This window comes from Brevibacillus reuszeri, from assembly GCF_002897295.1.
Classification (GTDB): domain Bacteria; phylum Bacillota; class Bacilli; order Brevibacillales; family Brevibacillaceae; genus Brevibacillus; species Brevibacillus reuszeri_A.
The window spans coordinates 66,052-85,531 of the sequence record NZ_BEXF01000001.1; the positions used below are offsets into that span (position 1 = coordinate 66,052).

Genomic DNA, 19,480 nt, shown 5'->3' on the forward strand with positions numbered 1-19,480 from the left:
AAGAGGATGAGCAAGCCATCATTTGAAGAGGGCCTGTTGCAATATGTTGAGGAGCTCAAGGACGAGAGCGAGATGACGGAAAAACAGCGCAATATATTGCGTGCCTCGATCAAGCTGTTTGCTGAAAAAGGGTTCCATGCCAGCTCGACATCGGAAATCGCCAAGGAAGCTGGAGTAGCAGAAGGAACGATCTTTCGTCACTACAAGTCCAAAAAGGATATTTTGCTGGCTGTCGTGGCACCTGTCCTGTTGAAGGTGGCAGCTCCGTTCATATTGAAGGACGTCCGGGAAATTTTCAAGGAAGAGTCCAAGAAGCCTTTTACCGAGGTCATGACGCAGTTGTATCGCAATCGCTTAGAGCTTGTCATGGCAAACGAAAAGCATGTACGCATTATGCTGCAGGAGGCATTTTTCCATGACGAGATTAGAGAAGCCTTGATCGCCAGTGTGTTTGCCGATGTCAAAGAAATGGCCAGGAAGCTGATCGAAGCAAAGGTAGATGTCGGTGAGCTGCGGCCATTGCCTACCCAGGCTGTTTTTCGCGCTGTGTTGTCCTCGATGATCGGGCTGGTACTGTTCCGGCAAGTCTTGGACCCGGATGAGTTTGGGAACTACAGCGACGAGGAGCAAATTGCCCTGAGTGTGGACATTTTAATGAATGGAATTGCGAATCGTGAATAGTTGTATGCTCTATCTAAAATAATTTATTGATCAACCCTTCTTAATTCGGTTTTTGGGTATAGAAATTGGTACAGGGAATGGTATAATTGCAAACAACTTTTTGCTGTTTACCATGGAGGAGAGAATATCATGCATTTGTTATCAGAGAGAGAATGGCTGGCGTACCGCGAGAAAAATAAAGATCGTGCGCGTATGCTGATTTCTTGCCCAGACCGTGCGGGAATTGTGGCGGCTGTTTCTAATTTCCTGTTTCAACAGGGAGCAAATATCGTTCAGTCAGACCAGTATACAACCGATCCGGAAACGGGCCGTTTTTTCATGAGGATCGAATTTGATTTGATTAACCTGGAAGAGCGCTGTGAAGCCATTAAAGCGGAGTTTCAGCCGCTGGCGGAGAGCTTTGGCATGGAATGGTCCCTGGTTGAAGCGAATAAACGCAAGAAGGTAGCTCTGTTCGTCTCCAAAGAAGATCACTGTCTGCTGGAGCTATTGTGGCGCTGGAAATCTGGCGAGCTGTTTGCGGATATCGCAGTTGTTATCAGCAATCACCCAGACATGCAGGAAACCGTGGAGTCCTTTGGCATCCCGTACCACTGCATTCCGGTGACCAAAGAAAACAAGCCACAAGCGGAGGAAGCACAAATCGCGGCTGCCGCAGGGGTAGACTTGATCGTGCTCGCTCGATACATGCAAATCTTGTCCCCGCGCTTTTTGGAGGACTATGCGATGCGCATCATCAACATCCATCATTCCTTCCTGCCAGCGTTTGTGGGAGCTAAGCCATATGAGCAGGCATATCGCCGTGGTGTAAAGCTGATCGGCGCGACTGCTCATTACGTGACAGAGGAGCTGGACGCAGGTCCGATCATCGACCAGGATGTACTTCGTGTAACTCATCAGGAAGACGTCGAGACACTCAAACAGCTGGGACGCCAAGTAGAGCGTACCGTCCTCGCTCGCGCAGTTCGCTGGCATTTGGAAGACCGCGTGTTGGTGTATGGCAATAAAACGATTGTGTTTCCTTAATAAATGTAATTGCGAAGGGGCCTGTCCACTTGGATTGGGCCTTTTTGGTGTTCAAATTATTTTACGTTCGCTTCATATCTGAGCGAATAAATCCAAAGCTAGCTGAGGAAGCAGGAGAAAAAAGCGAAGGTCTTTGGAACACAACCGAGGCGCAGTGGAAAAAGGGAAACACGCTTGTAAGCGTCCACCTCTGAGATACTTCGTGAACGGTCTACTTTGGACGCGGTTTCCCTTTTTCCACGGAGCCGTGCAGAATTAGCACCCATGCAAGTGTTCCAAGAACCTGGAGCGTTTTCTCCTGTTTCCTCCCTACCACACCAGCCCGACGACCTCATTTATTCGACTCTCCCTCCCCCAAAATCATCTCCAAAAACCGCGCCACGACAGGCCGATGATTCTGATCATCCTCACGCAAGCACAAATAAACCGGACGATTAATATCGACACCGGGCACCGTTACACGACCGACTTCCCCACGTGCCACCATCTCGCGGACAGCCAGCTCAGGAGCGAGCATAACACCATAGCCAGCACGAACAGACTGGATCGATTCGACGAGCCCATGGTATTGCAGTCCGACTCGCGGGGGATTCACACCATTTTCCTTGCAAAGGGAGAAGAGGCGCTCCCGTGTTGAGCTTCCCTGCTCCCGCAATAGGAACGGCTCTTCTACGAGCTCGGCCAGTGAGATTTTCTGTCCGGCAAACGGATGATGAGCAGGAACAATAAACCAGAAGAGAACGTCTGTCAGATGGAAACGCCGGATGGGCAGGTCGTCCCACGACTCGTTTGTAATTACCGCAAGATCGGCCTGACAGCGCAGCAGCCGGTCGATAGATTGCTGCGAGTTGCCAGTGCGAATTTCGATTTCGACTTGTTCATGAGCCTGTTTATAGGCAGCCAGCCATTTCGGAACGAGGTAATGAGAGGGGAGGTGGGTGGAAGCAAGACGCAGCTTTCCTTTTGTCCCGTCCTTGATCTCTTGCAGGTGGGTCTCGATTTCTTTTTCCCAATCATAAATGCGTCGTGCCTGCTCATACAAGAATTGTCCTTCGTAGGTGAGTGTAATCCCGCGGCCTATGGGTGTCAGCAGATTCATTCCCAGCTCATGCTCCAGCTTGCGGATTTGTGCGCTGACTGCTGGTTGGCTGATTGCAAGGGCATCTGCAGCTGCCGTGACACTGCCGCGTGCAGCCACTTCGACGAAAATACGCAATGCGTGCAGGTTCATTTGTTACCTCCAATTCATAACGATTGGTTATGAGTTGTGTAGAAAGATGTATTGGATCGTATGAATGGTTCTATGTACTGTATAGCATAGAAGCGAGAGAGAGAAAAGGAGCAGATCATGAGAGAAGTCAGCGGAAAGACACAGGTTATTGCCGTAGCGCTGGTCACAGCACTATGTATGCTAGGGGATTCGATGCTGTATGTGGTGCTTCCGATTTACTGGAAGGAGGCGGGGCTTTCCTCCTTATGGGAGGTAGGGGTGTTGTTGTCCGTTAACCGTTTGGTTCGAGTGCCACTAGGGCCGCTGGTCGGCAAATGGTATGAGCGAACTGGAGGGCGTACAGGCTTGTTTCTGGCAGTAGGGCTGGCGTTTGTAACGACTTTTGTTTACGGCTTCCAAGGCTTTTGGCTATGGCTCCTCGCACGCTGTCTGTGGGGAGTGGCCTGGACCTTTTTACGGCTGGGGGCGTACTCCTTGATTGTGACGGTCACAGAGGAACATAATCGCGGGCAGTTCATGGGCTTGTACAATGGCTTGTACAGACTGGGCAGCTTGGGCGGGATGCTTGGAGGGGCATTGCTTGCATCTGTCTACGGTATGTTTTTTGCAGCAGCAGTGCTCGCCACGCTTTCGCTGTTTGCTCTCATTCTTTTGTTTCTGTACGTTCGACCGACCTTTACCAATCAGTCCACTCAAGCCGTTCAGAAGCTAGAAGAGCGAAGCTTGTGGAAACAAAAAAGAGTGCTGGCGACACTCGTGACAGCACTGGTTGTGACAATGGTGTATCAAGGCATGTTTGCATCTACTCTGAGCAGGCTGATTGAACTTCGTCATCCGTTCGTTGCAGTAGGTGGAGTCGTACTTGGTGCGGCCGTTTTGGCCAGTCTGGTCCAAGGGCTTCGCTGGAGCTGGGAGCCATGGGCAGCTCCGATGTTCGGCAAGCTGTCCGATCGTTATGGCAGAAAGAAATTGTTTATTTGGACGCTCATTGCTGGTGCCATCCTGTTTGGGGTGCTGCAGGCTTCGGTGATGGTTGCCGTATGGTTTGCAATTCTGCTGGGGATACAGTTGACCGCAACGATTGTCACCACCGTGATGGACACCCTTGCTGCGGATGAAGCGGCAAAGCAGGTGAACAGTACAGCATTGATGACAGCCTACTCGGTCGTAACCGATATCGGGGCAGCTCTCGGACCGCTTGCAGCCTTTTGGATGGATGGCAGCGTGGGACTGGATGTGATGTGCATTATCATCGCAATCTCCTTGCTTGCCATCGCATTCGCTTGGGCAGGGGAAAAAAGGTGGGTCAGAATGAGCAGCGCTCCTTGATTATCGCCATGACATGGGCGATTGCCTGTTCCTTTTCAGGGCCATGTAGAAGATAATGGTTGGAATGCTCATACCAGCTGATTTGCGGAGCAGCAGCCTTGTCAACGTGATTCGCTATGATCTCGGCACTTACAGCATGCACCGTATCGTCGTGCTTGGCTTGCAAAAGCACATAGGGAGTCCTGATTTTCGGCAGAAGCGGCTTTGTTTCGGACAAGAGCCTGCGAAATTGCAGCATGCTGCTAAACGGGATTCTGCCGATGCTGTATATGTAACGACGGGAATGAGTAGGGAAGTCCTCACGCAGATAGTGGAGGGCTTCTTTTACATCCCAATATTTATAAGGGGTATTAATCGTAATGAGCAGCTTCACCGGGAACGATGTAGCCAGGTGAAAGGCGAGCAGTCCGCCCATGGAAAAGCCGATCACGACAATCGAATCTACGCGCATGGAAAGACGCTTGTAGGCTTCCTTTGCGGAATTCAGCCATTCGTGACGGGTGCTTTTGGCCATGAGTCGTCGCGTTGTTCCATGGCCCTCGAGTGTCGGGCACTCTACATGATATCCTTCGTCACGCAGTTCTTTGGCAAGTGGGAGAATGTCATTGATGTCTCCGGCAAAGCCATGGATTAGGAGACAGCCGACTGTACCAGACATACTAGATCTTCCTCTCAAATAGTAGGAAATTTTGTGCAGGGCAGTTTGGGAATGTGCTACTTGTATTATACAAATTAGACTACCGATTGTTAACAAAATGCACACTTACGAAGAGGTGGACATCTCTGCCGCATTGCCCGCTCCCTCCATTTTCCCAGGAATAAGGCTATACAGCAAATACCAATCCTCGAGCGAAGCGAGGGGGATCTCAATGTCACCTGATAAACGGATTATCCGATCCTTTTTTCTCGACGCCAATCCAGCCAGTATGTTCCCTCTTCGTGATGAATGCCAAACAATCCAAGCATGTCGACAGTTGTACTAGCAAACCTGTAGTGCGTAAAGTAGACCGTGCAAAATGGTTCCTTGGAAGCCTTATCGCTGTGCCCATTCAATCTTTTCCCGGTTCAAATTGGTGGCGATGAGGCGAAGGGGTTCTGTGTGTTCTGCAAACATGGAGAGAATGGCTCCTTTCCCTGAGAGGCTTCCAATATGGATACATACAGATTGAGAGAATAAGGGCAGACTATCATATATTCATGGCAACAAATAGCCGATTTACAAATATTTATATCAAATTTAATCCCACGACACCGACCACTCGCTTTGGCTCTGATAAAAAGTGTAATAATTCGAAGCACCTGTCGTCTATTAGGTATGAATCTTTCTCCAATGCAACACAGAAAGGATGGAGCGTTATGAAGAAAAAAACAATCGGCAGGATCTCTCTTGTCCTTGGATTGAGCATAAGCATTTTGGCAGGATGTCAGCAAACAGGAGATAGTGAGAAACAACCGACGAAGCAGGAAGAGCAAAGCGCCAGTCATCAAGAGGGTGCGAACAGGCCACAGACTGCCACGACAACGCCTCCGAGCTCCCAAAGCTCTCCACAGGACCAAGCACAGGAGAAGGTCTCTCTCGGCAAAGTAACCGCTGTGCGCATAGCGGACTTTCAGTCAGGATGGATCGGCGGTGACGGATGGATCGCGAAAACAGGGGACGGGGGAAAACGCTGGAAGGTCCAATACCAACCAAAAGGAATCGTCAAACAAATATTTGCATTAAATAACCGCCAAGCATGGGCCGTCGTTGCCAAGAGTGCTGAAGCGCAAAGTGGGCTTTCCCTGATTCGCACAGAAGATGAAGGCCAAAATTGGTCCGTCGTTGGCGAGATGCCGAATCAAGATTTTCTCCACTTCGTCTCCGGGCAGGAGGCATTCAGTGGTAGATGGTCAACGACGAACGGCGGAAAGACATGGACGAAACTACCGGTTCCGCCGGGCACTGTCGGAGAGCCATATTTTCATGATCGGGCAGTAGGGTGGGCAGTGACAAAGGGACAGGAAGCATTTCAAGTGCAACGAACAATAGATGGAGGGAAATCGTGGAGTGTGGTCATGTCGAAAAAGACGGTCTCTCCTGTGAATGGCGTTCTGATTCGCTCGGCAGGACCCCAAGATGCGTGGATCGAATGCATTGGGGACACTGGAATGACTCAAACGTCCTATTCTCTGTTTCATACTGCTGATGGCGGGAAGTCGTGGCAGACCGTCATCGCCAAATCGACTGCCGGCGCAGGACCAGCTCCAGGGTTTCCGATGGATTACAAAAATGGACCGGATATAGGCGGATCTAGCCCAGGGCCGCTGTATGTAATCAATTCCAAGGAGGCGTTTATGGGGGCACAGTGCATGGCCTGCGACAAGCCAAATACAATCGGATGGACACTGGATGGTGGGAAGACGCTCGGCAAAGGGACGATCTCTCTGGAGGGCTACGGGGAGGAGCTGCTTGCCTTTGCGGATGCAAAGCATGGATGGTGGTTCGTAACTGATCATGAAAAGCCAAGCTTGATGTACGCGACTTCCGATGGAGGCAAGCACTGGAATCTTGTGCACACGTTCGATCCACCAAAGAAACAGTAATCATTTTCACGAAGACTACAAAAAAAGCGACCTCACCGCCTAAGGGATGAGATCGCTTTTTTGTTGTATTAGAGTCCAATCGTTTTCAGGTTGGGAGATACAATCAGCTTAGGCTGTGTGCACGCTTGAATGTCCTCTGCCGTATAGCCTTCTGCAACCTCAACCAGGACCAGACCTTCAGGTGTTACATCCAGAACAGCGCGGTCTGTGATTATGCGATTCACGACCTTTTTCCCTGTCAGCGGGAGGGCGCATTCGTTTAGGATCTTGGTTTCGCCATGCTTGTTGACGTGGTCCATGATGACAACGATCTTTTTGGCACCGTGTACCAGATCCATTGCCCCGCCCATTCCTTTTACCATTTTGCCGGGGATCATCCAGTTTGCGAGATCGCCCTGAGCAGATACTTCCATTGCCCCTAAAATCGCGAGGTCGATATGACCGCCACGAATCATGGCAAACGACTCTGCACTGGAGAAATAAGCTGCTCCTGGAATCGCAGTTACAGTTTCTTTCCCAGCATTGATCAGATCAGGGTCCAGAGCATCCTCGGTCGGATACGGACCAATTCCCAAAAGACCGTTCTCGGATTGCAGCACGACCGTTTTTCCTTCCGGGATGTAGTTGGCTACAAGAGTGGGCATCCCGATCCCCAGATTGACGTAAAAGCCATCCTCGACTTCCTGTGCAGCACGAGTAGCGATTTGTTCACGTGTCAGCGACATATCTGTTTCCTCCTTTAAAATGCAAGATTAGATGTCTATTTAGGAACGGACCGTACGCCGCTCGATTCGTTTTTCGAAAGATGGAGCCTGGATGACACGCTGGACATATACACTCGGGGTATGGATATGCTCTGGATCCAGCTCGCCGATTTCCACGATTTCCTCAACTTCCACAATCGTGATTTTTCCGGCTGCGGCCATCATCGGATTGAAGTTTTGTGCCGTTTTCCGGAAGACGAGGTTGCCCATTTTATCTGCCTTCCACGCCTTGATGAGAGCAAAATCACCTGTAATGGCGTGCTCCAGCAAATATTCCTTGCCGCCAAAATCACGTACCTCGCGACCTTCCGCGATCGGAGTTCCGACGCCAGCAGGAGTATAAAAAGCCGGAATGCCAGCACCGCCAGCACGAACACGCTCAGCCAGTGTACCTTGCGGAGTCAGCTCGACCTCAAGCTCGCCGGAGAGGAATTGTCGCTCGAACTCCTTGTTTTCCCCAACATAGGAAGAAACCATTTTTTTGATTTGTTTTTCGCGCAGCAACAGCCCAAGACCCCAGTCATCGACACCGCAGTTGTTGGAGACGACTGTAAGATTTTTTACGCCCTTATCGCGCAGGGCGATGATCAAATTTTCTGGAATTCCTACCAGGCCAAATCCGCCCACGAGCAAAGTAGCATTATCGTGGATATCAGCCACGATATCAGCATAGGATGTGTAAATTTTTGCCATGACGATCACTCCCACCATGAAAAAATGACGTACCGAAATACTTGAAAGCGCTAACAAGCGAGCTTAGAGCTACTTGAACGTTTTCACAATTCCATCATACATCATGTGAGTTACAAAAAAGAGACGAATCGACTGAATATTTTTTAGGCTAAGCTCAATAATAAAAAAATATAAAAAATGACAGAAAAGTGATACAACTAGTTCCTTTTTTCTGTAAAATATATTTTGCCAGTTATTATTCTTCCAAATAGAAAAAGTTTTTGGCGTAAAATGTGGGGTTGTTGAGGTGGAATGTATGAAAAAATGGATCAGTCTCGTCGTCGTGGCTGTACTGCTAACAGGATGCGAAAAGCTGGAGGAAAGTGTAGCTAAGCTGAAAAAGATAGATGAAGAGACAGTTATCAAGCTGAAAACAGTCAATGCCTATACGGTGGAAGAAAATGCGGAAGCGAAGACGCTGGAAGTCGCAGGGGTTGTGACGCCGCGTCAGGAGCTGGCTCTGTCCTTTGGCACTTCAGGCAAGATTGCAAGCATCCTCGTGCAAAAGGGAGGAGTCGTCAAGGCTGGGCAAACACTGGCAACACTGGACGCAACAACTTTGCAGCAAGGCATTCATGCAGCGCAGGGGCAGGTCGCCAGCGCGAATATCCGCCGGAGCAAAGCGATCCAAGGTCCAGAAAGCCATGTCATTCAAACACAACAGCTACAGATAGAAAAAGCGAAAGAAACGGCCCAAAAGGCAGAACGGGAGCATGCACAGGCAAAGGTTCTATTCGCTAATGGAGCGATTGCCAAGGACGAATTGGACAGGCTCGCTCTCGCAGAACGTCAGGCAAAGCTTACGCTGGAAGAGGAAGAGGTGGCTTTGGGCAAGCTGAAGCAAGGTGCTGATCGATTGGATGTTGAACAAGCCAACGCTGATGTACAGCAAGCCAACGTCCAGTTAAGCCGGGCGAAGCAGGACGCCGCAGATGCGATTCTCAAGGCGCCATTTACCGGAGTCGTTGCAGCGATTACCAAATCAGAATCGGAGCAAACAGGGGCTGGCAGTGAAGTAATCCGCCTGGTCGATACGTCTTCTTGGCTGGTTAAGCTGCAAGTGGAAAGTGAGCAAATAGGCAGCTGGCAGCAAGGGGCTACGATCAAGGTTAAAGCAGCCGATGGCAGTGAGGCAGAAGGCAAGGTGACATTCGTCTCGCCAGTTATGGACCAAGGATTAGGCTCGTATCCGGTAGAAGTGACTGTAACCGGGAGCGATGTAAACTGGAAGGGTGGCATGACTGTTACCTGTCAGTATCCGATTGAAACGAAAAATGTGGTGGTCGTACCTGTTAGCAGTATCGGAATCGCAGAAGAAGAATATTTTGTGATGAAAATCAAGGAGAATACAGTAGAAAAGACCCCGGTAAAGGTCGGAGGGATGTACGGGACCTTCTACGAGGTGCTGGAAGGACTTGCACCTGGCGACCAGATTGTGGGCTCAGGACTTTCCTATGTAGTAGATGGCGAGGCGGTGCAGGTCTCGGATGAATAACAAAACCTATTTATCGCTGCTCCCTTCACTTGCTAGAGTTCTCGCTCTAATCTGCTGCTTGTTGGCTATTGGGGCAGCCCTGCGGATGGGCATGAAGACTTTCCCGGATCGATTTGTTCCCGTCTATACGATCAGCTTGACGGCGCCCGGACTGCCTTCGAACAAGGTAGATGAGACCGTGACGCGACGAGTCGAGGAGGCTGTGCGTGCATTAGGCAGCGCACTCACGATCGAGACTTCCTCTCGTGCAGGCTCAGGAACCGTTATTGTTGAGACGACAGAAAGCATTGGCTCTGACTACAAGGAGCGCTTGGAAAAGAAGCTGGAGGAAGTAACGAAGCAGCTTCCTGTGAAGGAATGGAGTATTAGCCAGGATAATCTGGCAGACAGTCGGATTGGGTATTTTCTTGTGCACGGGGCTGATCTCGTTACGCTTTCAGATATTGCACGTTATACCTTGTATGAAAAACTGATCAGCATGCCCGGAATTGCGCGTGTAGAAGTGGATAATAGGGCTGTTTTACAGCAGGTGGACCTTGTGTTTCGACCGTCCATGCTGCTCGCCTACGGGCTGACCCCTGCGGATGTCGTGGGACAGTTGCCCGGTGACGTGATTGCGGAGAGTATCGGGAGTGTAGGCAAGAATCAGGATCGTGCCACTTTTCAATGGACGAGTCAATCAGAGGGGCCACAGGGGCTTGGAAAACAGCTCATCTCCACTGACAAAGGCTACGTTCCATTAAAAACGTTGGTTGATATACGTGATTTACGTGGCAGCAAAGGGGAAGAGGTTACCGTCTATCGCGGTTCCCCAGCGATCGGGGTTTCAGTGTACGCGGCTGACGTCGGTCGAATTCCTGCGATTCGTGCCGAGGTCACTAAAGCCATCGATGAAATGAATGCAAATGCTGCGGGCAAGTTCGCAATCGATATGGCCAGCGACGATGCGCAGCCGGTCTCGGGAGCGATTAGTCAGCTCGGATTGATCGCTGTGCTCGCCGCCTGCTTTAGTGCCTGCTTTCTCTATTTGTCTCATCGCCGTTTGAGCACCGCTGTGCTATCACTGCTGGCGAATGTCCTGGGGGTTGGCACTGTGCTTGGGGGGATGTGGCTCAGCGGGTTGCCACTGACCTTTACTTCCATCGGACCGCTGCTTATTTTCTCCTTGTTGTATACGGGTGCGGGTTCCGCACTATTTCATCGCTTGCAAAAGCTTGCTGCAAATTCGTTGACCTCCAATCTGCGAGAAGCCTGGAAGCTGATGAAGCCGTTCCTTTTGACGAATATCGTCTTGGGAGCAGTCTGGTCATCTCTCATGATGACTGATTTTCTGGAAGCACGAGACAGAGTCACGCTCTACGATGCTTGGCCTGTCATGCTGCTGGGTACAGCTGCACTCCTTCTCGTCTATGGCTTTATAGTCCCGACGCTGGCGGGGACATGGCTGACAGAAGACACCAACAGCAAAACGAGAGAATCACGTCCAGCCACAAAAACGAAATCTTATTTCATCATGCGCTGGGAGCGTCTTGTTAAACAGGGTTATCTGCCTTATGGGATCACACTTGTTTCTTCCCTTGTCATCGTCGTGCTGCTTCATTCCTTTGTTCCAGTCGATTCATACGGAAAAATCGATTTGGACAAAAAGACGCTAACCTTGCCGATGGTTCAGGAGAGCAGCGTAGACGATGCCATTCGCGCTGCACAGGTCGCTGAGGAGCGGCTGCGCGGAATTGCGGAAGTGCATGATTTGTACACAGTAGCTTCGCGTGAACAGCTAACGTTTCACCTGAAGCTGGCAGACAAGTACGACTGGACCAGAAGCATGATTGATCTTGAAAAAGAATTGGACAAGCAGCTACGTGGCATTCCGGGTACCGATCCGTATGCACTGGTTGTGAGTGAAAATGCAAAGTCTCGACTTGAATTTACAGTGAAGGGTCCTTCCCTGGAAACGACGAGAGAGATTGCCAATACGATTCTCGTTTATCTTCAAAAATTGAGCTTTAGTGATAAAGAAGGCCGGCCAATTATCACGGATGAGCGAATTGGCGGTGCCCAGACCGGAGCCTATATTGATATACGCCCGAAACAAGACATGCTGGCACGGTATCGTGTGACAGAAAACGAAATCAAACGTCAGCTGGAGAGTTATTTGGGAGATCAATCAGCAGGCACAGTCCAATGGAACGATCGAAATGTGGCCGTTAACGTTCGTTTCCCGAGCAAGTGGATGGATCATCCCGATCAGGTGAAAAATATTTTGATTCGCACCCCGCAGGGAACAGTCCGCTTGGCTGATTTGGTAGATTGGTCAATCGCCAAAGAAGCGATGGCCTACGAGCGAAAAGACGGTTTGTATGTATTCAAAGTGAGTAGTGCAGTTTCCAATCCGGGCTGGATCGACGTTATGGCCTATACGATTCCACTGAATATGCAAAAAACGGTAACGATTCCAGATGGCTATACCGTAGTAAATGCTGATGAGCTGAAAAAACTGGAGGAGGAGCAATCAGACAAGAAGGACTGGAGCGGAAGGCTACTCGTGATAGGCGGGCTTGGTGCTGTGGTACTATTGGCGAGTCTGATTCTGCAGAGCAGAACACGTGACGGATTGTTTGCTCTCATCCTGCTGCCAGCATTATCAGGTAGTGTCCTTTTGGGACTGCTCCTGACTGACCGCCCGATGAACGTAATGGCTTTTTACGGGATCGCAGCTGCCCTGGCTGTCATGCTGCAGCAAGCACTGGTTCATCTCGATGAGCTGCATCAAGCAAAAGCGGAACAAGAAAGCATTTGGAACGGGGTACAGACAGGCGCCAGCCGTGCTTGCACGAACCAGCTTAGCGTTCCAGCAGCTGTCGCCGTTGCTAGCGTGCCTTTAGCAGCGGGCTGGCCCAACGGGATCGATTCGTTTGCATCGTTTGCAGGTCCACTCTTGTTTGGTTCTTTGTATACCGTATTTGCTGCAATGGTATTGATTCCCGGCATGCAGCATGCAGCCGAATGGAAGCAAGCGACGCAGGGAGAAATTTCGTTTGCGAACCTGCTTCGCCGAGTCCACGTCTGGTGGGAGAACGAACGGGTTCGCCGCAAAGATGGAAAGCTGCGAAAGCGCCAGCTAAAGCAGTTGCGACGTGAGCAACGTGCTGGTGTAGGGGAACACACAGCCAAAAGCAAAAATGAGCTTGCAAGGGAAGATTTTCTGCCTTTGTCTGCTACGACAAAAGACGCCAATCGCTAATGATTGGTGTTTTTTTCTGCCTCATGTAAGATAGATGAAGAGACACAGATATGGAGGAGATCAAGCGTGCGCCGATATGTGAGGGTGTTTGATTATTTGCTGCTGGCGGCGATCCTGATCGGATTGTTTATTTCTTCGTCCCAACCGTATTATCAGCAGGATTTGCGGGGAACGATTTCCAAAGTGGTGGATGAGGAAAAATGGGGAGAGCGAATCGGTGATGTTTCCATTCCATATGGTGGCAAGGAAATCAGTGTCGGAGAAAAAGGCACTGCCGGGTTCATCGAATTCTTTTTGCGAAAGGGAACCCATTTTTCTGTATTTGCTTTGCTTGCCTTTAGCTGGTTCCGCGTCTTTTCCCATCATATGGGTTTTGCAGTCGCTTTGCCATGGAGCGCTTTTGCGAGCGTAATGACGGCAGCGCTGGACGAGTGGCATCAGACCTTTTCCCCTGATCGAGCAGGTCTAGTCGCGGACGTTTTACTAGATGCATCTGGTTCTGTCACTATGTTGTTGATAATTGCTCTCATGTACATATTTTCACGCAAACGATAGTGTAATAAACTGGGAGTGTCTCAACCATTTAGGTGAGAAGAAACGTTGCTGGAAGAGTAGGGAGTGGATTACAGCGTGATAGCAAAACAAAACGTTCTTGTCCTAAACTGCGGCAGTTCCTCGGTTAAATACAAGCTGTACGAGATGCCGTCAAAACAAATTTTGGCCCAGGGGTATTTACAGCAGATCGAACGTGATCAATACGAGGCTGCGATTCGAAGTATTTTCGCTTCGCTAAAAGACTTCTCTATCCATCTAGTAGCACACCGCGTGGTTCATGGGGGCGAGACGTTCAAAAAATCTGTATGTGTAGACGAGAATGTGAAAGCGAAAATTCGCGAGCTGTCGCGGTATGCGCCGCTTCACAATCCGATTAATTTAATAGGAATCGAGATCGCGCAAAGCGTTTTACCGGATGTGATGAACGTGGCTGTTTTTGATACGGCGTTCCATCAGACGATGCCACCATCCTCCTTCCTGTATGCCTTGCCTTATGAATACTATGAAAAATACGGAATTCGCAAATACGGCTTCCACGGAACCTCTCATCGCTATGTAATGGGGCGGGCAGGAGAGCTGTTGGAACGGCCAAAGGAACAGCTGCGGCTAATCAGCTGCCACATTGGAAACGGGGTCAGTATCACAGCGATCAAATACGGAGAATCGTTTGATACCTCAATGGGGATGACGCCGCTCGCCGGCCTGGTTATGGGGACACGCAGCGGCAACATCGACCCGGGAATTATTCCCTATATTGAAGAGATCGAGCAGACAGACACGGCTGGCGCTATTCAAATCCTCAACAATAAGAGTGGATTGATGGGCATTTCCGGCGTCTCCAACGATTTGCGTGAAGTGATGGCGAAAGCAGAGGAAGGGCATCAACAAAGCCAGCTCGCCCTGGAGTTGTATACGACTATCATTCATAAGCACATCGGATTGTATCTCGCGAGATTAAATGGCGTGGATGGCATTATTTTTACAGCAGGTGTAGGAGAGAATAATGCTGTTGTGCGCGAAATGGTATGCACAGGGCTGGAATTTGCTGGGGTAATTCTCGACCGAGACGCTAATCGCAGCTGCAAGGGAGAGGCGTTCATCAGCACTCCATACTCTATGGTAAAGGTGATGGTAATACCTACCGATGAGGAGATCATCATGGCTGCTGACGCGTATGAGCTGTCTCGCATGCAGTCAGATTGCACTACCTAGAAAGAATAGGCTTTTCAGTATTTGAATTTCTCTGCTATACTAGAAGAATGAGGGTATGGTTGGACTCTCACCATTTTTCGGAAATGATAAAAGGAGTGCAAACTGGATGGCAGTACAAGTGGGAAGCATCATCGAAGGAAAGGTGACAGCGATTAAACCGTTTGGGATGTTCGTAGCAGTCAGCGAAACCGAGCAGGGGCTGGTTCACATTTCCCAAGTAGCAAACGGTTTTGTAAAGGATATCAATGATCACTTTACCGTGGGAGCACAAGTAAAGGTTAAAGTACTCTCCATTGATGATGCAGGAAAAATCTCGCTTTCGGTTCGCGCCGCACTCCCTGCGCCTGAGCGTCCGGAACGTGAAGAGCGCCGTGGCGGTGGATATCGTGGAGGCGACCGCGGAGGAAATGCAAGACGCGAGAGCGGAGCTTCTTTCGAGGATAAACTGAAAAAATGGATGAAGCATAGCGAAGAAAATCTTGCGACTATCAATAAAAAGAACGCAAAACGCGGCTACTAAGCCTTGGGATACTAAGAAGGACGGGATTCTACCCCGTCCTTTTTGTGTTTCTTGGCTATTCGATACATCGCTCAACTGGATTTCCTTCGCGAATCCAGTATTCGATGCCGCCTAGCATCTCCTTCACACGAAAGCCGAGGGCAGTCAGCTTGGCTGCGGCTTTGGCAGCACCATTGCAGGCTGGGCTCCAGCAGTAGACTACGATCAGCTTGGAGCGATCCAGAGTATCGGCGGTCGACTCTTCTGAAATTTGTGTGTGATGAAGATGAAGTGCACCCGGGATATGTCCATCGATATACGCATTTTCACCACGTGCATCGACGATTTGAAACTCAGTGATGCCGTTTTGCAGGTCGTTCCAGACATCGGATACGTCCGTTTCTACAGAGAGCTTGGAGAGAAAATGGAAGCGCGCATTTTCAGCTGGAGCGGCAGGGGTACTGAGTACCATTGACATGAAGCATCCTCCTCATTTGTTTGATGGGGTTAGCATAGCATGGTATTTATCATCACAGTTATCTATACTATTTGATGAATGGTATTACATATTTCTATGGGAGGTCACTGAGTATGGAGCTGCTTTACTTGCATACCTTTTGTGAAGTAGCCAGATGGGGCAGCTTTACCCGCGCTGCTGAAGAGCTCGGCTATGCACAGCCAACGGTGACCGCACAGATGCAAAAGCTGGAGCAGTCTTATGGTGCGCCGCTATTTGAACGATATGGACGAGGGCTGAGGCTGACGCAGGCAGGGGAAGCATTACTGCCTTATGCACGAGAGTTGACACGACTCTATGGGGAGTCTAAAGAGGTAGTCAGCAATCAAGCACGTGGTCCGATCCGGATTGGAACAATAGATACGCTGGCAGCGTACTTTTTGCCACCGTATTTACAAGACTTTCGGAAAAAGTTCCCGGATATCGAGTTACTTTTGCATACAGCGAGCGAAGTGGAATTGGTTAGACAGATCAAAGACGGTTATCTGGACATCGGCTTGATTTTTGATCGGCAGAATACTGATGTAGAGCTTGTCACACATGCTGTTCGCCAGGAAGAGCTGGTTGTCATCATGCCGCATGAGCATCGCCTTGCTGCATCTGTCAGCATTACTACCTCTGATCTGGCAGGAGAAGCGTTGGTGCTGACGGAAGAGGGCTGCACGTACCGTGGAATGCTGCTGGAAGCGTTGAATGAAGCAGGGGTTCCTCAGAGAATTGCTTGCCAATTTAGCAATCCTGAAGCGATCAAGCAGTGCGTCTGGTGCGGCATGGGGGTAGCCCTGTTGCCGTCTGTGGCAGTCGAAAGGGAACGAAAAGACGGGTCGCTGGCAATCGTGCCTTTTCATTCAGACAAGCCGCCGTTTTTTGTTCAAGTGATCTATCACAAAAAGAAATGGCTATCTTCGCCCATGGAAATGCTGATTCAAAGCATGGCCAGAAGCAGTCATGAGAGAGGGGAATCGTAATACGATGCAGCTTGATCTTGCTCCATTTGTCGCCGTTACCCCTGAGGAGTCGGTTACGCCGGGAGTTCGCTTGTATACTGTTAGCTATCACAGTCAGGATTTGCTTGTGTACGCTCTACTTGCAGTTCCGGAAGCTTTTTTGCAGGAGGGAGCCTCACTGCCTGCGCTATTGTATTGCCGAGGCGGGATAAAGAGCGTAGGGCGTGTAAGGCCGGAGCGAATAAGCCAGATGGCTTCGTTTGGCTATGTCATTCTTGCTCCTCATTATCGTGGTAACGAGGGAGGACAGGGGCGTGACGAGTTTGGTGGTGACGATCGCCATGATGTATTCGCTGCTTATGAGGCGCTGCGTGAGGTCAAAGGAATCGACAGACAACGCATCAGTGTGTATGGCTTCTCTCGGGGAGGGATCATGGCTTTGTTTGCCGCGATGGAGTGCGAAGGGCTGCTGTCCGCTGTTGTGTGGGCAGGGGTCAGTGATATGTTTTTAACCTACGAGGAAAGGGTCGATCTGAGACGGATGCTGCGCAGGCTCGTCGGTCATCCACGCAAGCAGGAGGAAGCGTATCGCTATCGTACGCCACTTTTTCGGGTGGATGAGATCGCTTGTCCTGTATTGATCATTCACGGAACTGCCGATGAAAATGTCGGGATCGAGCACGCCTATAGACTGGAACGTGCCCTGACGCAAGCAGGCAAGCCACATGAAATATGGCTGGCAGAAGGCGCCAGCCACTTGTTCAAGGGAGAAGATATCGAGATCTATACACGCAATATGTTTGCTTGGCTGGATAAACAGGCTGCGATTGCGACGAATTGTTAGTCGACATTCGGCTTGATGGGCAAAGAGATGATGATCTCTGTTCCTTTTCCGAGCTTGCTGTTTACCTTCATCTCGCCACCGTGGTTTTCTACCATGCGGCGGGAGATCGGCAAGCCAAGCCCGGTTCCGTCCTCCTTCAAGGAGAAGAATGGGTCAAAAATACGAACCAGATATTCAGGGGAGATTCCTTCCCCCGTATCTCTAACATGAATATGAACAGCTTTTTCGTCAAGGTGGCTTTCGATGACAAGATTGCCGCCTTCTTTCATGGACTCAATACTGTTTTTCATCAAATTAAGCAGGATTTGCTTGAGCTGTTCGACATCGACATGAATCCGGATGTCCGGGCTGCAGCGGTCCACGATTTCGATCCCGTGAAGCATGGCTTCTGCATTCATCAACGGCAAAATCGATTGGGTAACACTGGTCAGTGTCACTTCCCGATAATCTGGCTGGGAAGGCTTGGAGAGCATCAACAGCTCTGTAACGATTCGGTTGACCCGCTCGATTTCCTGCAGGATCAGAGGCAGGTAGTGGAGATCGCGTTCCTCACTGGACAAGCGCTGTTCTAGGAGCTGGATAAAGCCGTAGATGACTGTCAGAGGATTGCGGATTTCGTGAGCGGCTCCAGCTGCCAGCTGTCCGACCAATGCCAGCTTTTCGGACTGGTTTAAATATTCCTGAAGCTGCTCTTGTTCCGTAATGTCTAAAAAGGCGACCATCCATCCGGTTTCCTGTCCGTACTGATGGTTGTGCAGAGGAATGTAGGAAACCAAAGCGATAAACGGTGTGTCGTCCTGCTTAAACAGGGTCATTTTGCGGTTTACGAACCAGGGAGCATTTTCGGTCCCAGATGCGGCTTCGAAAGAATCCTTTGACACCGGATAGCCGTCCTCATCGAGCTTTACGAGATGCTTGGCCAACTGATTGACGTTGATGTCTCCTGAGGCATAAGGCCGGGTGATGATGCCGATCGGAAGCGAGTTTAAAATTTGCTCGCGGACGTTTCTTTCTTCCGTCAAAATGTGACGCTGCTCCTCATCCTGGGCAAACAGACTGGCGATGCTGCTGGACATTTTGTTGAACTCCTGAGCCAGCTCCGAAAATTCATCCTGATTGTTATACACGATTTGCTGCCCGAAGGTACCTTTTGATACCACGCGCGCCTGCTGCATAAGCGATTCGATCGGGCGCAGCAGCTCCTTTCGAAAATAAAACGTGCAGAACAGACCGAACAGGATCGAGGCGACCGAGACCGTGTAAGTCAATATAAGGGAGACCTCAATGCTGTCATTGGTGCGCTGAAATTCCTTGTTGGTTTTGTATTCGAGCTGATTCAGTGAAAAAGAGAGGTCGCGCTCCAGCTGATCCATCAGCGGCTGCACCTCATGCGTTAAGACGTAACTGACGGCCGGGACGTTATTCGCCTTCAAGAGCGGATTGATTTTGTTCAGGAATAAAAAGTCCAGTTTGGAAATGGATTCAATAATGGAGAACAATTCACTGTTTTCCTTCGTTTGTTCGATAGAAGCAAAGCGAGAGCTGTCAATGAGATTGGTATAGTACTGATCGAGATAAGACTGATCCCGAGTCAGTGTATATGTCTTCAGGGCGTACGTCTTGGTGTAAATCTGATTTTTTACCTCCAAAAGAGCGCTTGTCTGCGGCAACACCTTTTGGGTCAGATGCATTTCATCAGAAGTAACCTTCGTCATTTGGTAGCTAAATAAAGTGGTAATGCAGCCAATCAAAAGCATCATGACGAGGTAGCTAAGCATCATTTTCTTCTGGAATCCCAGATTGCTAAACACGGACATGCCA

General features: G+C 49.9%; 17 protein-coding genes. 11 read left to right on the top strand and 6 right to left on the bottom strand.

Annotated elements, in window-relative coordinates; all coding sequences use genetic code 11:
• The first annotated feature begins 6 nt into the window (after window positions 1-6).
• Together C3B52_RS00320 and purU are read left to right on the top strand one after the other, a co-directional pair.
• Window positions 7-681, top strand: coding sequence for a TetR/AcrR family transcriptional regulator (locus C3B52_RS00320; RefSeq protein WP_103104103.1), 675 nt, complete (start codon window positions 7-9; stop codon window positions 679-681).
• A 129-nt stretch (window positions 682-810) separates the two neighbouring features.
• Entirely contained in the window at window positions 811-1,707 is an 897-nt protein-coding gene (gene purU, locus C3B52_RS00325; RefSeq protein WP_103104104.1) for a formyltetrahydrofolate deformylase, read from the top strand.
• Between the two features lie 331 nt (window positions 1,708-2,038).
• Here purU and C3B52_RS00330 read toward each other — a convergent pair whose 3' ends face one another.
• Window positions 2,039-2,938: a LysR family transcriptional regulator gene (locus C3B52_RS00330; protein ID WP_103104105.1), complete on the bottom strand. Its 900-nt coding sequence runs from the start codon at window positions 2,936-2,938 to the stop codon at window positions 2,039-2,041.
• A 117-nt stretch (window positions 2,939-3,055) separates the two neighbouring features.
• On the opposite strand from C3B52_RS00330, the gene C3B52_RS00335 reads away from it, so the two are divergent.
• Window positions 3,056-4,267: an MFS transporter gene (locus C3B52_RS00335; RefSeq protein WP_103104106.1), complete on the top strand. Its 1,212-nt coding sequence runs from the start codon at window positions 3,056-3,058 to the stop codon at window positions 4,265-4,267.
• Here the strand turns inward: C3B52_RS00335 and C3B52_RS00340 are convergent.
• On the bottom strand, window positions 4,245-4,925 hold the full coding sequence (locus C3B52_RS00340; RefSeq protein ID WP_103104107.1) for an alpha/beta hydrolase: 681 nt from the start codon (window positions 4,923-4,925) through the stop codon (window positions 4,245-4,247). The genes C3B52_RS00335 and C3B52_RS00340 overlap by 23 nt on opposite strands.
• 698 nt (window positions 4,926-5,623) lie before the next feature.
• Between C3B52_RS00340 and C3B52_RS00345 the strand changes: the two genes are divergently transcribed.
• A complete protein-coding gene (locus C3B52_RS00345) occupies window positions 5,624-6,850 on the top strand; it encodes a hypothetical protein (protein ID WP_103104108.1) in 1,227 nt (408 codons plus the stop codon).
• A 68-nt stretch (window positions 6,851-6,918) separates the two neighbouring features.
• Here C3B52_RS00345 and C3B52_RS00350 read toward each other — a convergent pair whose 3' ends face one another.
• Both C3B52_RS00350 and C3B52_RS00355 read right to left on the bottom strand, forming a co-directional pair.
• Window positions 6,919-7,575 (bottom strand): CoA transferase subunit B, encoded by a 657-nt coding sequence (locus C3B52_RS00350; RefSeq protein ID WP_103104109.1) that lies wholly within the window; start codon window positions 7,573-7,575, stop codon window positions 6,919-6,921.
• A 39-nt stretch (window positions 7,576-7,614) separates the two neighbouring features.
• Window positions 7,615-8,307: a CoA transferase subunit A gene (locus C3B52_RS00355; protein WP_103104110.1), complete on the bottom strand. Its 693-nt coding sequence runs from the start codon at window positions 8,305-8,307 to the stop codon at window positions 7,615-7,617.
• A 295-nt stretch (window positions 8,308-8,602) separates the two neighbouring features.
• Between C3B52_RS00355 and C3B52_RS00360 the strand changes: the two genes are divergently transcribed.
• From C3B52_RS00360 to C3B52_RS00380, 5 genes are all read left to right on the top strand, one after another.
• Window positions 8,603-9,841: an efflux RND transporter periplasmic adaptor subunit gene (locus tag C3B52_RS00360; protein ID WP_103104111.1), complete on the top strand. Its 1,239-nt coding sequence runs from the start codon at window positions 8,603-8,605 to the stop codon at window positions 9,839-9,841.
• A complete protein-coding gene (locus C3B52_RS00365; protein WP_103104112.1) occupies window positions 9,834-13,085 on the top strand; it encodes an efflux RND transporter permease subunit in 3,252 nt (1,083 codons plus the stop codon). Before C3B52_RS00360 ends, C3B52_RS00365 begins: the two co-directional genes overlap by 8 nt.
• A gap of 66 nt (window positions 13,086-13,151) precedes the next feature.
• Window positions 13,152-13,640: a VanZ family protein gene (locus C3B52_RS00370; RefSeq protein ID WP_103104113.1), complete on the top strand. Its 489-nt coding sequence runs from the start codon at window positions 13,152-13,154 to the stop codon at window positions 13,638-13,640.
• Between the two features lie 75 nt (window positions 13,641-13,715).
• Complete coding sequence (locus C3B52_RS00375) at window positions 13,716-14,852, top strand: acetate/propionate family kinase (protein ID WP_103104623.1); 1,137 nt, start codon at window positions 13,716-13,718, stop codon at window positions 14,850-14,852.
• A 106-nt stretch (window positions 14,853-14,958) separates the two neighbouring features.
• Window positions 14,959-15,372 carry a S1 RNA-binding domain-containing protein gene (locus C3B52_RS00380; RefSeq protein ID WP_103104114.1) on the top strand — a complete coding sequence of 138 codons (414 nt, stop codon included), beginning with the start codon at window positions 14,959-14,961 and terminating at the stop codon, window positions 15,370-15,372.
• 55 nt (window positions 15,373-15,427) lie between these two features.
• Here the strand turns inward: C3B52_RS00380 and C3B52_RS00385 are convergent, their stop codons facing one another.
• Window positions 15,428-15,829: a rhodanese-like domain-containing protein gene (locus C3B52_RS00385; RefSeq protein WP_103104115.1), complete on the bottom strand. Its 402-nt coding sequence runs from the start codon at window positions 15,827-15,829 to the stop codon at window positions 15,428-15,430.
• A gap of 113 nt (window positions 15,830-15,942) precedes the next feature.
• On the opposite strand from C3B52_RS00385, the gene C3B52_RS00390 reads away from it, so the two are divergent.
• The gene (locus tag C3B52_RS00390) at window positions 15,943-16,836 is read left to right on the top strand and encodes a LysR family transcriptional regulator (RefSeq protein WP_103104116.1); all 894 of its coding nucleotides are present in this window, start codon (window positions 15,943-15,945) and stop codon (window positions 16,834-16,836) included.
• Window positions 16,837-16,840: 4 nt separating this feature from the next.
• Window positions 16,841-17,659 (top strand): alpha/beta hydrolase family protein, encoded by an 819-nt coding sequence (locus C3B52_RS00395; protein ID WP_103104117.1) that lies wholly within the window; start codon window positions 16,841-16,843, stop codon window positions 17,657-17,659.
• On the opposite strand, the gene C3B52_RS00400 is transcribed toward C3B52_RS00395, so the two are convergent.
• Window positions 17,656-19,476, bottom strand: a complete 1,821-nt coding sequence (locus C3B52_RS00400) for a sensor histidine kinase (RefSeq protein WP_103104118.1) — start codon at window positions 19,474-19,476, stop codon at window positions 17,656-17,658. The genes C3B52_RS00395 and C3B52_RS00400 overlap by 4 nt on opposite strands.
• Between the last annotated feature and the right edge of the window lie 4 nt (window positions 19,477-19,480).